The sequence below is a fragment of the Haliscomenobacter sp. genome (assembly GCF_040403615.1).
GTDB lineage: Bacteria > Bacteroidota > Bacteroidia > Chitinophagales > Saprospiraceae > Haliscomenobacter.
Genome location: NZ_JBBAKG010000040.1, coordinates 22,406 through 41,182, shown reverse-complemented (window position 1 = coordinate 41,182; position 18,777 = coordinate 22,406). Strand labels below are relative to the sequence as shown.

General features: G+C 46.7%; 18 protein-coding genes. 8 read left to right on the top strand and 10 right to left on the bottom strand.

Annotated features, from left to right (window positions below; genetic code table 11):
- Positions 1-162: 162 nt before the first annotated feature.
- Together ABW391_RS14590 and ABW391_RS14585 are read right to left on the bottom strand one after the other, a co-directional pair.
- Positions 163-1,065 carry an ROK family protein gene (locus tag ABW391_RS14590; protein WP_353482620.1) on the bottom strand — a complete coding sequence of 301 codons (903 nt, stop codon included), beginning with the start codon at positions 1,063-1,065 and terminating at the stop codon, positions 163-165.
- Between the two features lie 121 nt (positions 1,066-1,186).
- Entirely contained in the window at positions 1,187-1,429 is a 243-nt protein-coding gene (locus ABW391_RS14585) for a Gfo/Idh/MocA family oxidoreductase (RefSeq protein WP_353482619.1), read from the bottom strand.
- 128 nt (positions 1,430-1,557) lie between these two features.
- On the opposite strand from ABW391_RS14585, the gene ABW391_RS14580 reads away from it, so the two are divergent.
- Genes ABW391_RS14580 through ABW391_RS14570 form a run of 3 tightly spaced genes read left to right on the top strand, consistent with a single transcriptional unit; the run spans position 1,558 to position 3,028 of the window.
- Positions 1,558-1,920, top strand: coding sequence for a diacylglycerol kinase family protein (locus tag ABW391_RS14580; RefSeq protein ID WP_353482618.1), 363 nt, complete (start codon positions 1,558-1,560; stop codon positions 1,918-1,920).
- The gene (locus ABW391_RS14575; RefSeq protein WP_353482617.1) at positions 1,917-2,369 is read left to right on the top strand and encodes a GNAT family N-acetyltransferase; all 453 of its coding nucleotides are present in this window, start codon (positions 1,917-1,919) and stop codon (positions 2,367-2,369) included. The genes ABW391_RS14580 and ABW391_RS14575 overlap by 4 nt, the downstream gene beginning before the upstream one ends.
- Positions 2,370-2,383: 14 nt before the next feature.
- A complete protein-coding gene (locus ABW391_RS14570) occupies positions 2,384-3,028 on the top strand; it encodes a protein-L-isoaspartate(D-aspartate) O-methyltransferase (RefSeq protein WP_353482616.1) in 645 nt (214 codons plus the stop codon).
- On the opposite strand, the gene ABW391_RS14565 is transcribed toward ABW391_RS14570, so the two are convergent.
- The 5 genes from ABW391_RS14565 to ABW391_RS14545 all read right to left on the bottom strand — a co-directional run bounded on the left by ABW391_RS14565 (position 3,029) and on the right by ABW391_RS14545 (position 8,816).
- Positions 3,029-3,505, bottom strand: a complete 477-nt coding sequence (locus ABW391_RS14565; protein WP_353482615.1) for a hypothetical protein — start codon at positions 3,503-3,505, stop codon at positions 3,029-3,031.
- A gap of 111 nt (positions 3,506-3,616) precedes the next feature.
- Positions 3,617-4,195 carry a TIGR04282 family arsenosugar biosynthesis glycosyltransferase gene (locus ABW391_RS14560; protein ID WP_353482614.1) on the bottom strand — a complete coding sequence of 193 codons (579 nt, stop codon included), beginning with the start codon at positions 4,193-4,195 and terminating at the stop codon, positions 3,617-3,619.
- Between the two features lie 96 nt (positions 4,196-4,291).
- The gene (locus ABW391_RS14555) at positions 4,292-5,716 is read right to left on the bottom strand and encodes an HlyD family secretion protein (RefSeq protein ID WP_353482613.1); all 1,425 of its coding nucleotides are present in this window, start codon (positions 5,714-5,716) and stop codon (positions 4,292-4,294) included.
- 112 nt (positions 5,717-5,828) lie between these two features.
- Positions 5,829-7,262, bottom strand: a complete 1,434-nt coding sequence (locus ABW391_RS14550) for a TolC family protein (RefSeq protein ID WP_353482612.1) — start codon at positions 7,260-7,262, stop codon at positions 5,829-5,831.
- A 165-nt stretch (positions 7,263-7,427) separates the two neighbouring features.
- Positions 7,428-8,816: a type IX secretion system plug protein gene (locus tag ABW391_RS14545; protein WP_353482611.1), complete on the bottom strand. Its 1,389-nt coding sequence runs from the start codon at positions 8,814-8,816 to the stop codon at positions 7,428-7,430.
- 75 nt (positions 8,817-8,891) lie between these two features.
- Here ABW391_RS14545 and ABW391_RS14540 point away from each other — a divergent pair, with 75 nt between their 5' ends.
- Together ABW391_RS14540 and pdxH are read left to right on the top strand one after the other, a co-directional pair.
- Positions 8,892-9,509, top strand: a complete 618-nt coding sequence (locus ABW391_RS14540; RefSeq protein WP_353482610.1) for a nucleotidyltransferase family protein — start codon at positions 8,892-8,894, stop codon at positions 9,507-9,509.
- A gap of 75 nt (positions 9,510-9,584) precedes the next feature.
- Entirely contained in the window at positions 9,585-10,229 is a 645-nt protein-coding gene (gene pdxH, locus ABW391_RS14535; protein ID WP_502916329.1) for a pyridoxamine 5'-phosphate oxidase, read from the top strand.
- Positions 10,230-10,232: 3 nt separating this feature from the next.
- On the opposite strand, the gene ABW391_RS14530 is transcribed toward pdxH, so the two are convergent.
- The 3 genes from ABW391_RS14530 to ABW391_RS14520 all read right to left on the bottom strand — a co-directional run bounded on the left by ABW391_RS14530 (position 10,233) and on the right by ABW391_RS14520 (position 14,114).
- Positions 10,233-10,520, bottom strand: coding sequence for a DUF1330 domain-containing protein (locus ABW391_RS14530; RefSeq protein WP_353482609.1), 288 nt, complete (start codon positions 10,518-10,520; stop codon positions 10,233-10,235).
- Between the two features lie 24 nt (positions 10,521-10,544).
- The gene (locus tag ABW391_RS14525; protein ID WP_353482608.1) at positions 10,545-13,112 is read right to left on the bottom strand and encodes a serine hydrolase; all 2,568 of its coding nucleotides are present in this window, start codon (positions 13,110-13,112) and stop codon (positions 10,545-10,547) included.
- A gap of 99 nt (positions 13,113-13,211) precedes the next feature.
- Positions 13,212-14,114, bottom strand: coding sequence for a TIGR01777 family oxidoreductase (locus ABW391_RS14520; RefSeq protein WP_353482607.1), 903 nt, complete (start codon positions 14,112-14,114; stop codon positions 13,212-13,214).
- A 149-nt stretch (positions 14,115-14,263) separates the two neighbouring features.
- Between ABW391_RS14520 and ABW391_RS14515 the strand changes: the two genes are divergently transcribed.
- Genes ABW391_RS14515 through ABW391_RS14505 form a run of 3 tightly spaced genes read left to right on the top strand, consistent with a single transcriptional unit; the run spans position 14,264 to position 18,733 of the window.
- Positions 14,264-16,015 carry an ABC transporter substrate-binding protein gene (locus ABW391_RS14515; RefSeq protein ID WP_353482606.1) on the top strand — a complete coding sequence of 584 codons (1,752 nt, stop codon included), beginning with the start codon at positions 14,264-14,266 and terminating at the stop codon, positions 16,013-16,015.
- Between the two features lie 17 nt (positions 16,016-16,032).
- Positions 16,033-17,460, top strand: coding sequence for an ABC transporter permease (locus ABW391_RS14510; RefSeq protein WP_353482605.1), 1,428 nt, complete (start codon positions 16,033-16,035; stop codon positions 17,458-17,460).
- A 16-nt stretch (positions 17,461-17,476) separates the two neighbouring features.
- Positions 17,477-18,733 carry an ABC transporter permease gene (locus ABW391_RS14505; protein WP_353482604.1) on the top strand — a complete coding sequence of 419 codons (1,257 nt, stop codon included), beginning with the start codon at positions 17,477-17,479 and terminating at the stop codon, positions 18,731-18,733.
- Positions 18,734-18,777 lie beyond the last annotated feature (44 nt).

The window sequence follows — 18,777 nt, the reverse complement described above, 5'->3', positions numbered from 1 at the left end:
TGCCTACTTGACGTGGCTGGTTTATCAGCGTTTCGACATAAAACCGAGTAATCACCGGTTTTTTTCAAAAATATACTGAACTCTCCGAATTCGCGCGAATTCGGAGAGTTCAGTCTTATTCCATTCCAAAGCGTGCGGCTTTTCGACTCCTAAAACCAAAACCTATTTCGTACTCTGCCGAATCGCAAACGCAGCTGCTCCAATGGCTCCGGCATGTTCGCCGTGGTGTGCCAAAAGTACTGGAACACCTTCGCCGCGAGGCCGCCACTCATGCAATTCCATAAAAGCAGCCAGAGGCTTCATTAAAGAATCGCCAGCCTGTGCGATGCCACCGCCTAGAACGAATACCTCTGGTGAAAGCGCATTGATCAAAGAGCACATGGCGATGGACAATTTGCGCACCGAACTCAGCCATACATAGGTCGCTACCGGATCGCCTGCACGGTAGGCGGCTTCCAGCTCGTGGGTTGCTTGATAGCGGTGGTAAGTGCGCTTTTCGATGGTAGCATTGCCGATGTGGTCTTCGATGCTACCGGGGATTTTGAAAATATCCAGCTCTGGATTGTCGGCATCTACGGAGATATGCCCCAAGTGACCCGCCATCATGTTGCGGCCTTGCAGCAATTTTCCATCGATGATGATCCCCCCGCCAACACCTGTTCCAAGGGTAAGTAAAATGGCATTTTTGTACCCTTTGGCTGCGCCAAACTGAGCCTCGGCCATCAATGCACTGTGGGCATCGTTGAGGATACAGGTCTCATGGTCGAGGTAATCCGACCAGATGAATTGTTCCAGGCCATAAAAACGACCGGGCATGGAGTAGATGGCCGTATTTTCTTCATTGCAAATTCCGGGGGCCGACATGCCCATTGCGGTGACGCGCCCTGAAAATTCTTCCAATAGATCGGTAGCGACAGATTTTACGACGCCTTTCCAACTCCACTCATCGATGGAGGTGGCGTGTTGTCCCAGGGGACGGGACATCGTTTTGATTACATTCCCATAGTGATCAATGACGACGGCTTTTACTGCGGTACCGCCCAGATCCATTCCGATTGCCAACATAATCTTGTGTTTCAATAAGCCAATTCAATCATCCTGTCACTGGCTCCAGCTAAGAAAAAAGAGCGTTGAGCAGGAATCAGATTTTGGTTATTATGCTTTATAAATTACTTTTTGAGAAATTTCATCTGTGGTGATCATTGTGCAATCCACTCTCGACAACATTGACCTCTGGATCCTGAATGGCTTGAGCAAGATTGGTGGAAGTCTTGGGAATTCCCCATTCTTTAGCGAACTTGTCGGCGCATTCCTGGCTGCGGGAGTAAATGGGGTGAACCCGGTCGCGCCCGCGCAGGTTGTGCATTGTCCTGTTGTAAAAGGTACCGATTAGGCCAGTACCCAACATGCAGATCTTGTGGGTTGTCATGAATTGAAATTTTCAAACGTTCAACAGGCTTTTTGCTTGTGAATTACGAGCGGGAAAATAGCAAGAAGCCTACAGTATTCCAAAGAAAATTAAGCTTTGAACGGCTGGAACAAAATAATTTTTTAATTATGCTGGAAAAACGCGTTGCCAGTTTCAAATATGCCTTCAACGGGATTGCTGTTTTGATTAAAAGCCAACCCAATGCACGCATCCATTTGGGAGTTACCCTGGCAGTGATTGGTGCAGGATGGTATTTTCGCATTGCAGTGCAAGAGTGGATTTTGTTGGTTTTGACGATAGGCAGTGTCCTTGTCGCGGAAGGTTTCAATACAGCATTGGAATTTCTGACCGATTTGGTTTCACCGGATTACCATGAGCTGGCAGGTAAAACCAAAGATGTTGCCGCTGGAGCCGTTTTGATTGCTGCACTTGCGGCAGTGGGGGTTGGTTTATTGATTTTTGGACCAAAAATTGTAGCACTTTTCAGATGAACTTGACATTTACCTGTAAATTCTTTGATGAATTGACCCTGCACGAATTGTACGACAGCATGGTGCTGCGGCAGGAAATTTTTTCGGTGGAGCAAAACTGTGCTTTTCTGGATGCCGATGGCAAAGACCTGGTCGCTTTCCATTGCTTTGGATACGGAGAGGAAGGCAAGTTGCACGCCTATACGCGTTTGTTGGAAAAAGGGATAGCTTATCCGGATTATGCCTCCATCGGTCGGGTGGTTACTTCTGCCGCTTCAAGGGGTGGCGGTTGGGGACGCATTTTGATGAATTACAGCATTGAGCAATTGTACGCAAGATTTGGTGTGCAGCCCATCAAAATTGGCGCGCAGGCGTATTTGGAAAAATTTTATGGATCTTTAGAATTTGTACAGTGTGGGGAAGGATATTTGGAAGATGGCATTCCGCATATTCCCATGCTCAAAAGCTGAGGCAGACGCCAAAAATGGAAGATACTTATCGACACAAAGGCATGCGCCGCCGACTGGTGGAAACATTGCGCAAAAAGGGCATCAAAGATGAAAAGGTGCTGGAAGCAATTGCTGCTTTGCCCCGGCATTTCTTTTTGGACAAGGCTTTTGAAGACCATGCTTACCAGGACAAAGCCTTTCCTATCGGCAGCGATCAGACCATTTCCCAGCCTTATACGGTTGCACACATGACTGAACTGTTGGAGGTAAGCAAGCGCCAAAAGGTCTTGGAAGTAGGGACAGGCTCTGGTTATCAGGCTTGTATCCTGGCACATTTGGGGGCCAGAGTGTACACCATCGAGCGCCAAAAGGAATTGTACGAACTGGCCAAGACTTTTCTCCCCGCTATCGGTTATCCGCAAATTCGCCTGTTTTACCGCGATGGTTACAAAGGCTTGCCGGAGTATGCCCCGTTTGAACGCATCATTGTCACTGCGGGTGCGCCCTATGTACCAGATGCCCTGCGCGAGCAATTGTCCGTTGGCGGGGTGATGGTGATTCCCGTCGGCGAAGAGGAACAGACGATGTACCGCATTCGCCGCATAGCCGCCAACTTATATGAGGATGAACCTCTGGGCCCGTTTAGGTTTGTCCCTTTTGTGGAGGGTTTGAATGAGTGATTAAACTTCCTGGGGGCTTTTTTCCTTTTTTACCGCAGTTTGCAAGTGCTCAAAAATGAGTTTGGCTTTTGCACGACTTTGTACATTGATATAAAGCCAGGGCTTGTCTATTGGTTTGAGGTCTATCCGGTTCCATTGCAAGTGGTATTCTTTGAGTTGATCCAACAGAACGGTAGTACTGTCTTTTTGATTTTCATTTTTAAATTCAAGGGAAGTTGGAGAGAGGCGTACAAAAGCTTCCTCGATTTTTGAATTTCTTTCAACCCATACCTGAATAGCTGTAATCCAGATTGCCAGACTGAAAAAAACAGGCTTAAAGGTGTCCCAAGAAACCCTGTTCAAAAGGGTATCTCTTATAATGGTATACAAAACTAATATTAGCACCGCTACTGCAACGCCAATGATCAGGTTGCGGATAACAGGTTGAATGGGTTTTTTGGTAAAATTGAGGTAAAAAATATCAGTTTGCGTTTCCATAATTTGAATCAGTTTGAATTTCATTTGAAGTATTTTACTATACGAAGAAATGAAATTTTGGATAAAATGTCAAGTACACTCATTGTTTTTTTAAAAAATTGAGGCTTCTGCTTACCAACCATATCGCTCCCAATCTGCGGCCTCATCAACATCGGGAAGTGGTGGAAGTAAGTAACAAGCCTGATTGCGTTCTGCAATGCGCTCCAGAGTAACTTGGGCGACAGTGTCGGTGCTCCACTCCATGGCCTGAAACAATTCCGGGCAAGGTTCGTGCATACCCAGCAAATAATACCCGCCATCCAAGGCTGGCCCAAGCACAAACGGGTGTTTTTCCAATTGATTAACAGCTTCCTGCAAAATACCCGTGGTCAACAATGGGCAGTCGCTGCCAATAATCATGGCAGGAGAATGCTGGCGCAGGGTTTCTGTGAAGGCATTGAGTATACGTTCGCCCAGGTCTTCCCCTTCTTGAAGTCTTTTGACAAATAGGTCATTGTCCCAATCATCGGTCCAGTCAATGAAATCGCTGTAATACAGATAACGGGGAAAATCTATGGCTGAAGCGACTTCGCGGGTGTGTGCGGATAATTTGTGGTAAATGTCAAGCGCTGCTTCATCGCCCAGCGTGGTGGCGAGGCGGGTTTTTACTTTTCCTAGTGCAGGATTTTTGATAAAAATAATTAAACTCATTTTAAGCTACCGTCAAAAGTCCTGTTTGGAGTAAAACAACAACGACACTTAGTTGAATTGAAAATTCAATTAAGTGTCGCTGAGTAGGTCTATAACTTATTGATCTTCTGTCTTTTTCTTTTTGCCATCAGAGAACAGTTCATCCTCTTTGACTTTGCGGACTACGTTGCCAGCTTTGAGTTTGCGGGCAACGGTAGAGTAGGGACCGGAAACCACTACGTCACCAGCTTTGATGCCCTCCAATACTTCGATGTAAGAGTCGTCTTGAACACCGGTTTTGATTTCAGCCATTTTGATGGTATCGCCTTTGCCGATGATAAAGACTACTTCTTTGAGGTCATCCTCATTTAAGTCTTTGACCAGTTCTTCTTCGCCGTCGTTGTTTTTGACCACTTTGGATTTGGTTTTGCTGGCATCTTTTTCACGGGTCGTAACAGACTGGATTGGAATGGTCAATACGTTTGCTTTGGTGGTGGTATTGATTTCTACTGAAGCAGACATACCGGGACGGAAAGGATAGCGTTTGCGTGGCTCGATCAAATCCTGATAAGAGCTTGGATCAATCGCGATGCGTACTTCAAAGTTGGTGATCTGGTCGCTGGTCAGGGCCGCAGTTGCCGAATTGGACGAAGAGTTGGCAATTTCGGTTACGTGACCAAGAAATTTGCGACCAATGTAAGCGTCTACTTCAACATCAACTGCATCTCCCAATTTCACGCGAGGGATGTCGTTTTCACTCACATCTACCCGTACTTCCATGTTGTTGAGGTTGGCGATGCGCATCATTTCTGTACCCGTCATTTGAATGGTACCTACTACGCGTTCCCCTTTTTCCACATTCAGTTTGGAAACGATGCCATTGTTGGGGGAATAAATGGTGGTACGTTTCAAGCTGGTGCGCAACTGCTTGAGGGATGCTTCCGAGCTTTGAATTTGGAAAGCTGCGCCTTTGGCACTTTCCTGAGAAGATTTGATGCTGGCTTCTGATGCTTTCAAATTGGCTTCCAATGCCCGCATACTGGACAAGGACGTTTGGTAATCTGCTTCAGAAATTACCCCATTTTTGAACAGCTTTTCGTTGCGCTTTTGAATTTCCCGGGCATTCTCCAGGTTGGCCAGGATTTGCTCGCGCTGTCCGCGTTGGCTTTCAATTTGGGCTTTGGCATTGGCTTCCTGGGCTTTGACCTGATTGAGTGCCGCCATACCTTGCTCAACTTGTGACTGGTAAACGTCGGCATCAATTCTGGCCAATACTTGGCCTAGTCGTACCGAATCGCCTTCTTTAACGTACAATTCCACGATTTCTCCGGAAACGTCAGAACTGATTTTAACCTCGGTGTGAGGAAAAACTTTGCCACTCGCCGCAACTACTTCCTTGATGGTGCGAAGTTCTGCTTTTTCGGCGGTTACTTTTTCGCCTTTAGGTTTGTTGCGTGCCTGGATGACGGCAACTACAACTAAAACAGCCAAGAGGGCTATTAATCCAATGATTAACCAGTTGTTGCTTTTTTTCTTTGCCATGATTTTATTGCGTTGTGACGGTGTTTTTTTATCGCGCTTTCGCGCTTTCCCACGACTAAAGTCGCGGGTTGAGTTTTATGTGGCCTCCCACGACAGAAGTCGTGGGTTGGGTTTAGTTGAGGGTGATTTTTTTGCCTTGGTAGAATTCTACCTGCTTGACGTTGAATACGTATTGGTATTTGGCGCGAGTCAAATCCATTTGCGCCCGCGACAAGTTGTTGCGCGCGGTGTTGAATTCCAACTGGTTGGAAGTCCCAATGTCAAACCGTTGCTGGGCGTTTTCAAAGGCCAATCGAGAGGCTTCTTCGGATGCTTGAGCGGCAATCAATGAACGACGGGCTGCCCGGGCGTTGGCAATGGCGGTTTGAATATCGGTTTTCAACTGCTGGCGGGTTTGCTCGTTGGTCAAGTCTACTCCGATAACATTGATTTTGGCGCGTTCAATGTTGATATGGTTGCGGTAGTTGTTGAAAATTGGGATTGACAATTGGAGACCGATGTTTTGGCCAAAGTTTTGATTGACTTGATCTGTCCACGCTTGCTTACCTGCCTGCACAGGCACTTGATTTTCAATCTCAAAGTTGATAGGCTGCCCGTTGAAAAATGCAGTTTGGCTATATCTTTGTCTTTCAAAGGTGTAATTGTAAGCCCGACTGGAAGCATAGGAGTTGAGGTTGCCATACATAGACAAAGAGGGCAACATCCCAGATTTCGCTACATCGATAGAAATTTCGGCGCTTTCCCGGCGTTTTAGGCCAGCCAAAATTTGTGGTTGTGCACCCAATGCTCCGGTAAAAATAGTTTCCAGGACATAGGCGTCTGGATTGGAATCTGCTGGAATGATTACTTGAGGCCGTTCAATCAACAATTCCTGGGCGGGATCGAGTACCATCAGTTGTTTGAGTGCCAAATAGCGAATGATTACCTGGTTTTCGGCGTCTACAGCTGTTTGCTCATTAATGGCAACTTGAGCTAGAGCATCCAGCCGTTCGTTGCGGGGACGAGATCCTGCCTCAATTAGTTTTTCTGTCTGCGTCAATTGCAAGCGCGCCTGTTCTAGTTGGGTGCGGGCAATGGCCAATTGCTCTTCGGCGAGCAAGACATTGAGGTAGTTTGCAGCTACGCTCAAGGCGATATTATTCGCAGTAAAGGCTGCGTCGTATTTGATCGCTTCGAGATCAATGCGGCTCAAAGCGATGTTGTTTTTGAGTCGCCCTCCATTGTAAATCGGTACGTTGGCAGACAGTGCAATACTGTTACTGACAATGTTTTGCGAGTTGAAGGAGTTGGTGGTAGGGTCGATGGTACGGCCAAACTGGATACCTCCATTGGCCGAAGCATTGACGGACGGAAGCCGGTTGAATTGATTCTGCTTGAGCGTTAATTCGCTGGTGCGGATCTGGTTCTGGATCTGCTTGATTGAGATGCTGTTTTGGGTGGCGTATTCAATGCATTGCTGAAGATTCCAGCGTTGCTGGGCTTGAACCCCTACGCAAATCAGCAGACCTAATAATCCACCCAAGCTCAGTTTGGCGAAGTTTGACATAATGCTTCTAGTCGTTTAGCGTGTTAAACTTATGGCGATTTCTTAAAAATTTTAACACACTGCAATACTAGGAAAGCAACTCCAAAAGGTCGAAATTTTTATATAAAAAGGCGGTTATTCTAGATGAGTAACGTGGATTATTAATCAAAATTCACCATTGCACGCTTAACGGATGCCGGATTGAACCCGAGTCATGCCGATTACTCGATCGTAACGTTCTCCAAATGCGCGGTAATAAATCAAAATGGTGTACACATTTTCGGTTTCCCACCAATCTCCGTCAATTGGCGTCAAATTAACTGGAGCAGTAGTGCTGTTTCTCGGTTTTGCCGAAAAAGCGTAATTGTAATATCCTTGCTTGAGTGGAACACGAACCGTGTAGGCTTGCTGGACATCGTCAAAACTCATTTTGTATTGGGGCTGCATTTGCCAATCATTGAATCGGCCAACGAGGTATACATCCTGATTGAGCAATGGCTCGTTCATGCCCAGAAAAAATTGTACTTCTGCATAGTCGCTGCCAACCGAGTTGTTGAAGTGATTTGATTCGTCTTGAGCTAGATCTCGCCAATCGGAAGTGTTGGGATTTGCCCCATTTGTGTTTGTGCGACTCTGTAAATTCTCATTGAGCCGCATTCCCCTCTGATCAGAGTTGCCGATCACGAAATCGCCATCCAGGTCTAAAATCTGGAAGTATTGTTTGCCATCAAAGGGGTGATCTTCTTTCGCGATGACTTCAAAGCGACCATTGACCTTGTTGATGCTGGCAATTTGAGAGCCGAAAATGAACAGGCTACGCATATCCAACCACCGGAATTCTTTTCCTGCCGGGAATACCACTTTATCCTGATAATCCCAAACCAAATTATTAAGGCGATTAAAATTGGGAACCAGTGCTTGGATGGCATTGTCCCAACGGTTGTTTTGCAGAATGGTCGCTTTGATTTCCTGGCGCATGTTGCCTACCGGAAGTTTGTCCACGCCAACCTCAAAATCAATTTCGTGATGGGTTCGGTACTTGCCAACTGCTGCGGGGGTAACCAGCTTTGCGGCAACGAAAACCTTGTTTTCCAACACAATAAAACGCCTGCTCAGTACCGTAACTTCCTTGTCGAGGTTTTCGTAGATTTGGAGTAAATAGTTTCCTGAACGGGTTATGCGGGTATTTTCATTCGGTAAAATGAGCCGATAATGAGAAAATGAAGTAGTGGTTTTGAATGAATTGTGGTATTCCCGCAGGAGGTCATTGGAGTAACCCTCAATGTAATCCAATTCTGCTAGCGGAGTTGGTTTCCAGTTGATGTCGCATTGAATGATGCGGTAATAGTAGGACTTGGAGTCGGCCTCCATGTCATCAAACTCTAATTCCAATAAGTCGTTTCCTTCTAGTGTTAGAATTGGCGGATTAAGGTATAGGCCTTTTTGGGTCAATTTTACCGAACGGATGTAGGGCTGGTAGATGGCATCTTCATAACGCAGCGCTTGGTCTTGAGCACTGATGAGTTGAATTGAACAAATGGTAAGGATGCCGGAGAGGGTTATAAAACGCAACATATTGAGTAATTTTACCCCAATAACGCAAAAAAGAAATGAATTAAGGTAGTGTAGGCACACATAATTAATCTCAATATGATTCAAGACAAGGAAAACCAAGCCAGTACGGGCATCATCATTTTGGCGGCAGGTGCTTCCACTCGAATGGGACAACCCAAACAACTGTTGCGAATCGGAACCGAAAATTTGCTGCAAAGAGCAATTCGAATTGCGCTGAGTACTCCCTTTCGGCCAATAGTAGTGGTATTGGGTGCCAACCAAGAACTAATTGAACCCGAATTGGCAGGATTAGAGGTTGAAACAGTGTACAACTCGGATTGGTCTACCGGAATGGGAAGTTCAATTGCAACGGGGGTGAAGCATCTCCTTCAGGTTGCGAAAGATTGTCAAAAAGCGATGATTCTGGTTGGAGATCAGCCTTTGCTGAATAGCGTTCATTTGTTGGCATTGCAAGAACGAAAAAATCAGGGGAATAGCCCAATGGTGGTTTCCAGGTACGCCGCTACATGTGGGGTTCCTGCATTATTTGATCAATTGCTTTTTGGGGAGTTGCTTGAGTTGCACGGTACTCAAGGCGCGAAATCCCTGATTCAAAAATACCTCGATCAAGCAAGTATTGTCGATTTTGAAGCGGGCGTTTTGGACATCGACACCCCCGAAGAATGGGCGGCATTTTTAAACAAGAATGGATAGCGAAAAAAGATCTTTTGTGTAGTTTTACTTGTTAGCCTTTACGAACAAAGAGTCTTTTACAACAATCATTCCATCATGATAAAGAATATTGCTGATCTGCGGCAGGATTACAGCGCTGCAACCTTGGACATTGCCGATACCCAGGCCAATCCGATTGATCAATTTGCGATCTGGTTTGAAGAAGCACAAAAAGCTGAAATCAAAGAACCTAACGCTTTCACTCTTTCAACGATCAATGCCCAGGGGCGTCCAAGAGGTCGGGTCGTTTTGTTGAAAGGCTTTGACAAAGAAGGTTTCGTTTTTTACACCAATTACAACAGTGCCAAAGCCCAGGAATTGTTGGCGCATCCCTATGCTGCAATTACCTTTCTTTGGCATGACCTGGAGCGCCAGGTACGCATTGAAGGGGCGATTGAAAAAGTGAGTACTGCATTGTCAGAAGAATACTTTCAAAGCCGCCCACGCAAAAGCCAACTTGGAGCTTGGGCATCGCCACAAAGCACCATCATTGCTGATCGAAGTGTCCTCGAAGCCGAGATGGAACGCCTGGATCAGGAATACGCAGGTGCTGAAGTATTGCCTCGGCCATTGCATTGGGGCGGCTATCTGATACGCCCGGATTTAATCGAGTTTTGGCAAGGCCGCAGAAGTCGCTTGCACGACCGCGTACAGTACCGACTCGAAAACGAAGAATGGATGAAGGAACTGCTGGCACCCTGATACTTACAACCCTTCTACCAGAATCATTTCCGTTTCAGCAGTGCGTTGACGGATTGCTTTGGCAGGGCCGTATTCTTCGGATTCCCACCAGGCCTTGGCGGTAGCTTTGTCTGGAAATTCCAAAATGACCAAGCGTCCAGGATTCCAGGTGCCTTCCAGGGGTTCTACTGCACTGCCTCTGACCATAAAGCGCCCGCCAAAAGCCTCAATAGATGCTGGAGTAAGGGATTTGTACACTTCATATTCAACGGGTTCGTTGACTTTCACTTGTACGATGACGTATGCTGGCATGATCACTTATTTTTTTATCGCCCCTTAGTTTAGAGGATTGGTGTATTTCGTGATATCTCGTTTCAATAAAATTCCCGGAAACGCTTTGGTGCTTTTTCCTTTTGCAAAAACAGTTTTGCCATTGACCCACACCTGTTCGATGCCAGTAGAGAGCAAAGTAGGGTTCTGAAAAGTGGCATTGTCCTGTACCGTTTTGGGGTCAAACAACACCAAATCGGCATAGTAACCAGGGGCGATTAAACCACGATTGCGGATGCCCAGGTGTTGTGCCGAAAGGCCAGTCATTTTGTGAATGGCTTCTTCCAGGCCAAGTGCTTTTTTCTCCCGAACGTATTTTGCCAAAACCCTGGTAAATGCGCCATGACCACGCGGGTGGCTGCCATCAAAGCCATCGGTGCAAACGTTGGTGTGCGACCAGCGCAGCAAATTGGAAATGTCTTCATCTGCCATTGACGCCCCCATGATCGAGGCCCCTTTGTCGGCGCGCGCGGCTTCGGCTATCAGGTAAATCAGTGTTTCGGCCACGGGTTTGCCTCGCATTTGGGCAATGGCACTCAAGGTTTTGCCCACGTAGCTGGGTTGCGCGCCATAGCGAGAAATGATGCTGCGGGTAGGATCAATCAATTGGGTAACTGCAAACTCCGCACTGGCCAGGTTGGTAAAATCTTTATTTGGAAACAAAACCCGGGGTGTAGACAACCAATGCTCATATGGATACACATCTGCGGTGATGTCTATGCCCTCGGTACGGGCGGCTTCGAGTTGCGCCAAAATTTGCGGCGCCTGGCCCCATCTGCTTTTCAGGGCAATTTTGAAATGGGAGATTTGAACGGGAAGTTTGGCTTCTCGTCCAATTTGAATGATTTCGTCCAGTGCCTCATCGAGGTGAATGTCTTCGCTGCGGATGTGACTCATGTAGCGCCCACCAGCGGCTGCCGCCACTTTGGCCAAAGCGATGACTTCGTCGCGGTTGGAATAAAAACCTTGTTCGTATTCCAACCCAGAGCAAAGCCCCAGCGAACCCGCTTTTAATTCGGCATCCAGCAGGACTTTCATTTTTTCAACTTCAGCAGCAGTGGCTGGTCGGCGAAAGCTGCTCAATCCCATTGCCTGAATGCGCACGGTGCTGTGACCAGTATAAGAGGCAATATTGACGGCTACAGGTTTGCGTTTTAGCCAGGCAGATAGGGTATCCATTGGTTCAGAACTCCCATCCTGACCCGTTACAATCGTAGTGATGCCCTGACTAACCACTGCCAGCATTTCCGGCTTTTCGTCCATGTCACCCACATGGTGGCTATGGGTATCGATAAATCCAGGTGCCAATACCTTTCCGCCACCATCCACTACTTTTTCTCCAGGCAAAGGGGCAAGTGCTCCGATATCTTGGATTTGGTTGTCGAGTACCCGTACTGCTCCCGGGCGCGCAGCACTCCCGGTGCCATCGACGATCAGCACATTGCGGATGAGTTGAGATTTTGGGATAGGAAATGCAATGCCTTCTGCCCAGTCCTGGATCAACTGATGTCCATAGGATTGCCCAGAATTGTCCAGCAGGATAAAGGTGCGTTTTTGTGCCAGGTCACGGATGATGATGGTTCGAAAACCTACCCAACCGCCAGTATGACTGAGTAATTTTCCTTCGTTGTCAATGCCCCATCCAAACCCATAAGGATAAGTACTTCCATCATTGAGTTTTACAGGCGTAAAGGCTTCCTTCAAGGTGGCTTGCTTGATCAGTTTTTCGGTATAAAGGGCTTGATCCCAGCGCAAAAGGTCTTCGGCAGAGCAGTATACATTTCCATCACCGACCACGCCATCCAGTCGAAGTAGGTCATCGGGCAGCAGTTTTCCACCTTCCCTGCGCATGCCCAATACGCGTTGATCAGGCACTTTAGGGCCTTTGTAATGGTACACAAAAGAGTGATTCATCCCTAGAGGACGGGCAATCCGCTCGGCAAAAAAATCGGCAAAAGGTTCCCCCGATGCTTTAGTTACCACCGAGGCCAGCAAGACGTAGCCCGTATTGCAATAGGCCCATTTGCTGCCGGGTTCAAATTCCAGCTCAGGTTTGTGCTGGATCAGGAGTTGCAACATATCGTCGTTGGTCAGGGTATCCAGCAAAGTCTGGTAGCGTTGGGCCAGATCAAAATACTCGGGCAAACCGGAAGTATGATTCAACAGGTGCCTGACCGTGATATTTGGATAAGGAAAACCCGCAAGGTACTTTTGGACGGGATCATCGTATTGGAGTTTGTTTTCTTCCTTGAGCATCATGGCGCACATGCCTACAAATTGCTTGGAAACGGAGGCCAGGTTGAAGGAAGATTGGGCATTGAGCGCAGTTTTACCACCCGCATCGGCGTTGCCAAAAGCTTTTTGATACACGACTTGACCATCCTGGGCCACGAGTGCCACGCCGTTGAAAAGCTGAAGTTGGTGCAATGCGGTAAGCGCAGAGTCTAACTTGATCGGGTTGAGTTTAGCTTGACCCTGAACTCCCAGCGTAAAAAGCAAGCAGAACAAAGTGCAGCAATAACAAGCAAGAGACGATTCTTTCATTCTCCCTCCGTTGAATAATTCCTTGAGCATAAAGACGATTTTTTTGGTAGAATGAAAGTAGCCCGTTTTTATGGAAATTTCATTTTTTAGCAAAAAAACCGGGAATGACTCTTATTTCAACCCCATTCCTTATTTCAAGCTCCGCAGTGCTTCTTCCAATTCTGGATGTTCAAAATCAAAACCTTCAGTTTGGATTTTTCCAGCAGAAGCCCTGACCCCTGTGAGAATAGCGCTAGCCAATTCGCCTAATATGGCATACAGCGCAATAGAAGGTGCAGGAATTAAAAAGGCCCGGGGGGCAAATACTTTGGCTACAGTTTGAGTCAGCTCTCGATTGCGCACTGGATTTGGCCCAACTGCGTTGAAAAAACCGGACATATCAGGGTCTTGCAGGGCAAAAAGAAACATGCGACACAGATCCTCGATGTGGATCCAGGGATACCAGGTTTGGCCAGTACCAAAATAGGAAGCTATTCCAAATTTCATTGGCTGGATCAACTTGGGCAATGCTCCCCCTTTTGTAGAGAGCACAATCCCGGTGCGTAGACCAACAACCCGAACGCCAGTTTCGGCTATGCTGCGAATAGAAGCTTCCCAGGCAATGCAGCTTTCGGCTAAAAAACCCTTGCCAGGTGCAGCATCTTCCGAAACCCATTGTTCACTGGGATTGTCACCATAATAGCCTACAGCTGCGCTGGAAATGAAGGCTTTGGGAGCTTGGGGCATGGCCAGGATATGCTTCTTAAGCAGTTGATTGCTTTTGACTCGACTCTCGGTGATGAGGCGCTTGCGGGCTTCAGTCCAGGGTTTGTCGGCTACTCCTGCTCCCGCCAGGTTGATGATGAATTCAACATTTTCCAATGCGGCTGGGTCTAAAGTACCTTTGTCTACGTCCCAGGCAAAACTTGGGTACAAGGCATCCGGGCCTGGATGTCGACTGAGGTGGCGAACCTGAAATCCTACGGTATTCAGCGTTTTGCTGAGTTGAGTGCCAATCAAACCCGTGCCTCCGGCAATCAATACAATGCTCATTGCGTTCCTATTTGGTAAACAAAATACAACACGTAATTTCGGTAAAATTTTTTTACCGTTGTAGATTGTTTAATTTTGAGCACCTAACACCAATCTTTCCTCAGTCGTTCATTGGTTTTAGGGAATAGTTGAACCTTTAATCCAAAGTAATGCGTTACCTGAACATCTCCCAAACTTTAGTCTTTAGCCTGATGCTTGTTTTCAATGCTTGTCAACAAGATTCCAAAGAGAAATTACCGGATGTAGATTTTAAACGAACTGGAAATTCAGTAATCGTGCGCCTGGAAAGCGATGCCGACCGGCTCAATACCATTCTCACGACTACACAGTATGGACGGATACCTTCTGATTTGGCGCACCTCAACTTGATGACCTACAACGACAATTACGAACTGGTTCCTTTTTTGGTCAAGGGCCAACCGGTTGTAAAAGATCTGCCCAATGGTGCGGTGAGCTATACTTTTGAAATTTTTGATGAAGCTGTATGGGATGATGGCAAGCCTGTAACGGGCAAAGATTACCTGTTTACGCTGAAAACCATCCTGAACCCCAAAGTCGATGCATCTATCGCACCTTATGTTGAGGAAATTAAAGATGTACAAATTGATGCCAAAAAACCCAAGCGATTTACCGTGGTATTGAGTCCCAAAACCATTTATTCGCTGGATTTTGCCACCAACTCTTTTTCGGTTTTACCCGAACATATTCTTGATCCCAAGGGCTTAATGAAAAGCATTCCTTTGGCAGATTTAATCAATCCTGCCAAAGCAGAAGCACTGGCCAAAAATCCCAAGATCATTCAATTTGCGGAGCTGTTCAATTCTCCAGCGTATTCCAATGACCCTAAATACCTGGTAGGTTGTGGGCCTTACCGCATCGAATCCTGGACGAGTGGACAAAAAATTGTTACCAAAAAGAAAAAAGACTGGTGGGGTGAGCCATTAGTGAAAAAATACCCGATTCTGACCTACTACCCGGATGAAATCATTTTTAAAGTGATCACCGATCCAGCGGCTGCTTTGGCGGCCCTCAAAAACGAAGAGATAGATGTGACCAATCGAATCACACCAGAGGATTTTTTGGCCCTTAAAAAAAACAAGAGAGTTGCGGATGTATACGAATTCTACACTCCGGCAACGACTTCCTATTTCAGCATGCCCATCAACATGCGCAATCCAAAATTGTCGGACAAAAGAGTGCGCAGGGCCTTGGCACATGTGGTGAATGTAGATGAAATCATCAAAGAATTGTACCTGGGGTTTGGAGAAAGAGTGACGAGCCCTGTTCCGCTGGCATCTCCAGATTACAACAAAGACCTTAAACCCATTGCTTTTGACATCGACAAAGCCAAGCAACTTCTGGCGGAAGCAGGTTGGAATGACAGCAATAAAAATGGGATTGTAGACAAGTCAATCAATGGGAAAAATACCGAATTAAGCCTTTCTTATTTGTATACTGCTGGAAAAGAAACCTCGGAGCAAATGGCACTCTTGTTTCAAGACAATGCCAAAAAAGCGGGGATCGACATCAAGATTCAACCCATGGAAGGTCGGGAAATTCTTGCGCACTGGTCTGCTCACGATTTTGAATTGTTGAGTGCTGGTCGCGGCAATCCAACGCTTTCCTGGAACCCAGAACAAAACTGGCGTACCGATGAAGACAACCGGAGTGGTTTTGGCAATGCCCAAACCGATGCCCTGATCGATCAAATCCCCGTGACTTTTGATGTCAACAAACGCCGAGAAATGTATAAGCGCTTACAGGCCACCATCTATGATGAACAACCGGAGATTTTTCTGTTTGCCCCCAAAGAATGCATTGCCATCCACAAGCGGTTTTCAACCACGCCGGTTTCAACCTCTCCTGGCTATGTTCCTTCAGAGTTTAGATTGAAAAATTAGTACTCAACATAACTAAAATGATGCGTTACTTCCTCAAGCGAATCCTGATCATGGCTCCAACTTTGTTGGCAGCGCTGGTTTTGATATTTGGCTTGAGTCGTCTGGTTCCAGGAGATTTGGTGCAAGAACAATTCGAGGAAGAACTGGATGAATCCCGGCTCGGCGAAGAAGAATTGCTCATTACCTACCAACGCAAAGCCGCTCGAATTGGACTCGATAAGCCAGTTTTTTACCTCAGTATTCAACCCGCAGCTTATCCAGATACGTTGTACAAAATTCCCTTCCGCAGTCGACGAGAAATGTTGATTAAACTATTGCGACAAAATGGAAATTGGCCAGCCTTGGAATCTTATTTTAACAACATTGGCTTACTCAAAAGAGCGCTGCAAGCATTACCGGATTCCATCCAATCAGCATCCCGCAGCAGCCTGGGGCAATTGATCGGTGATTTGCAGTACACCACCGATTTTTCGGTGGTAAGGGTTTTGGTAAAAAAAAGCAGCGGCTTGCTTCAAAAAGATGCGGTCTTGCAAAAGGCCTTAGGCGGTCCTCACGCACAATTGAAGCAATCCTTGAATGAGCTCATTGCCCATCCTCAAAAAGAAAAACTGTTTCTTCCCAGCGTGGTATGGCATGGTTTTGACAATCAGTTTCAGCATACCTTATTGGGTTATTTCAAGGGTGATTTGGGCGTTTCTTTTCAGGATGGACGTCCAGTGAGTGCCAAAATTGGGCGGGCGCTGGGTTGGACTTTGCTGCTCAGTTTTTTTGCGTTGCCCATTGCCTACTTGATCGCCATTTTTTTGGGGGTAAAAATGGCCGTTAGAAAAGATTCCCGCTTTGATAAACGGGCCAATGCTGTACTTTTTGGTTTGTACGCTTTGCCTTCATTTTGGGTACTGTTGGTTTTGCTGTATGTTTTTTCCAATCCAGATTGGGGCATGAATTTTATCAGCATCACGGGCATGATGGATTTGGACGAAAACAGTACCTGGAGCGAATGGTTAAGTAGAAGTACGCGTCAATTGGTGTTGCCCATTCTGTGCCTGATTTATCCGGCGATGACGGTTTTGGCTCGCCAAATGCGCAGTTCGATGATTCAAGCCTTGAACCAGGATTTTGTCCGCACCGCCAGGGCCAAAGGGCTACCCGAAAAGGCGGTGATTTGGAAGCATGCTTTTCCCAATGCTGCTTTTCCATTGATTACCTTTCTGGGATCCTTGTTGCCAGATATGGTGGCGGGTTCTATTTTGGTAGAAAACATTTTCAACATTCCCGGAATGGGGCAGTTGCTGATCGATTCTATTGGCACTCAGGATTGGCCAGTGGTGTTTGGCATCATTCTCCTGGGGGCATTGCTCAGTATGGTAAGTTTGTTATTGGTTGATCTGGCTTTTGCCTGGCTGGATCCCCGGGTGCGCTTTAACCAGGTTGTAAAAGCATGAAAATGATGGATAAAGCATGAAGAAGGATGTGTCAAGAGGATATTGGTACAATGTTTGGCAGCGCTTTCGGGCGCAGCGGGCTGGTCGTTTGGCCATCCGCGGCTTGCAGGGTTTTTTGCTGGTTGCTTTCTTGAGTCCTTTTTTGGCCAATGAGCGGCCTGTTTATGCAAAAGTTCATGGGCACACATTTTTTCCACTTTTCCAGGGGATCCTGGTTGATGCTGGCCTGAGCAGTTGGGATGAGCGCTTGATTCCTGCTGAAGATTGGCTGGATAAAACTTACAACAACGTACTGTTTACCTTCATCCCCTATTCACCTTCATCCATTGACCACAAAAACCTGGGTGCTCGTGGGCCATTTGAACGGCAAAGGGTAAAATCCTGGCGCTACTGGCATTGGTTGGGTACCGACAAGTCAGGCCGTGACGTTGCCGCAGGCATGTTGTACGGTACTTTGATGGCTTTGTGGGTGGGACTCATTGCTGTTTCCGTTTCACTGGTTTTGGGGCTGACCTTTGGTGGATTGGCGGGTTATTTTGGAGATTCCGGATTTGTCCTCAATCGTGCTACGTTTTTGATTTATTTGTTTTTTCTTCCGTTAAGCCTTTTTTACGCTGCCTATTTACCGGGCACTAATGAAGGTGCAGGTTGGTTTGGATTGCTGATCAAGTTTCTCAGCCTGGTCATCGGGCCATTGGTGTTGGCTTATCTTTTGGCTGGTTTATGTGCCAGATTGTTTCCGCGTTTGAAAAAAATCACCCTGCCACTGGACACGATATTGATGCGTTTTTTGGAAATCGTAGATGCCATTCCCTCCATTATCCTGGTTTTGGCGCTCATTGCTACACTCAAGCAACCCAGCGTTACGTACATGATGGCCATAGTAGGCGTTATTACCAGTGCTTCTTTGGCCCGATTTGTAAGGGCAGAGTTCTTGAAAGTGCGCAAACAAACTTATATGGAAGCAGGCCGTGCCTTGGGCTTTGATCATTTGCGCCTGATTTTTCGGCATGCTTTGCCCAACGCCGTAGGCCCACTGTTGGTTTTGTTGTCCTTTAGTATGGCCGCTGCCATCAGTACCGAGTCGAGCCTTTCCCTATTGGGGGTAGGTGCGGCTGACAAAGTTACCTGGGGTACAATTTTGGGGCAATTGCGTGGGCAGCATGAAATTGAATGGTGGTTGGCTGTTTTTCCGGGGATCGCGATTTTCTTTACGGTGATCACCTTCAAGTCACTTGGGGAAGGTTTGAGCGAAGCCTTGGGAGAAAAATAATTCCCTGCGATTTTATTGGCAAATAGGGGTAAGCTTTATTTTTT

Excerpts from the sequence above, each read along its gene's own strand:
- ABW391_RS14590 (WP_353482620.1), bottom strand. The coding sequence starts at position 1,065 with ATGTTGGCAATCGGAATGGATCTGGGCGGTACCGCAGTAAAAGCCGTC.
- ABW391_RS14585 (WP_353482619.1), bottom strand. The coding sequence starts at position 1,429 with ATGACAACCCACAAGATCTGCATGTTGGGTACTGGCCTAATCGGTACC.
- ABW391_RS14580 (WP_353482618.1), top strand. The coding sequence starts at position 1,558 with ATGCTGGAAAAACGCGTTGCCAGTTTCAAATATGCCTTCAACGGGATT.
- ABW391_RS14575 (WP_353482617.1), top strand. The coding sequence starts at position 1,917 with ATGAACTTGACATTTACCTGTAAATTCTTTGATGAATTGACCCTGCAC.
- ABW391_RS14570 (WP_353482616.1), top strand. The coding sequence starts at position 2,384 with ATGGAAGATACTTATCGACACAAAGGCATGCGCCGCCGACTGGTGGAA.
- ABW391_RS14565 (WP_353482615.1), bottom strand. The coding sequence starts at position 3,505 with ATGGAAACGCAAACTGATATTTTTTACCTCAATTTTACCAAAAAACCC.
- ABW391_RS14560 (WP_353482614.1), bottom strand. The coding sequence starts at position 4,195 with ATGAGTTTAATTATTTTTATCAAAAATCCTGCACTAGGAAAAGTAAAA.
- ABW391_RS14555 (WP_353482613.1), bottom strand. The coding sequence starts at position 5,716 with ATGGCAAAGAAAAAAAGCAACAACTGGTTAATCATTGGATTAATAGCC.
- ABW391_RS14550 (WP_353482612.1), bottom strand. The coding sequence starts at position 7,262 with ATGTCAAACTTCGCCAAACTGAGCTTGGGTGGATTATTAGGTCTGCTG.
- ABW391_RS14545 (WP_353482611.1), bottom strand. The coding sequence starts at position 8,816 with ATGTTGCGTTTTATAACCCTCTCCGGCATCCTTACCATTTGTTCAATT.
- ABW391_RS14540 (WP_353482610.1), top strand. The coding sequence starts at position 8,892 with ATGATTCAAGACAAGGAAAACCAAGCCAGTACGGGCATCATCATTTTG.
- pdxH (WP_502916329.1), top strand. The coding sequence starts at position 9,585 with ATGATAAAGAATATTGCTGATCTGCGGCAGGATTACAGCGCTGCAACC.
- ABW391_RS14530 (WP_353482609.1), bottom strand. The coding sequence starts at position 10,520 with ATGCCAGCATACGTCATCGTACAAGTGAAAGTCAACGAACCCGTTGAA.
- ABW391_RS14525 (WP_353482608.1), bottom strand. The coding sequence starts at position 13,112 with ATGCTCAAGGAATTATTCAACGGAGGGAGAATGAAAGAATCGTCTCTT.
- ABW391_RS14520 (WP_353482607.1), bottom strand. The coding sequence starts at position 14,114 with ATGAGCATTGTATTGATTGCCGGAGGCACGGGTTTGATTGGCACTCAA.
- ABW391_RS14515 (WP_353482606.1), top strand. The coding sequence starts at position 14,264 with ATGCGTTACCTGAACATCTCCCAAACTTTAGTCTTTAGCCTGATGCTT.
- ABW391_RS14510 (WP_353482605.1), top strand. The coding sequence starts at position 16,033 with ATGATGCGTTACTTCCTCAAGCGAATCCTGATCATGGCTCCAACTTTG.
- ABW391_RS14505 (WP_353482604.1), top strand. The coding sequence starts at position 17,477 with ATGAAGAAGGATGTGTCAAGAGGATATTGGTACAATGTTTGGCAGCGC.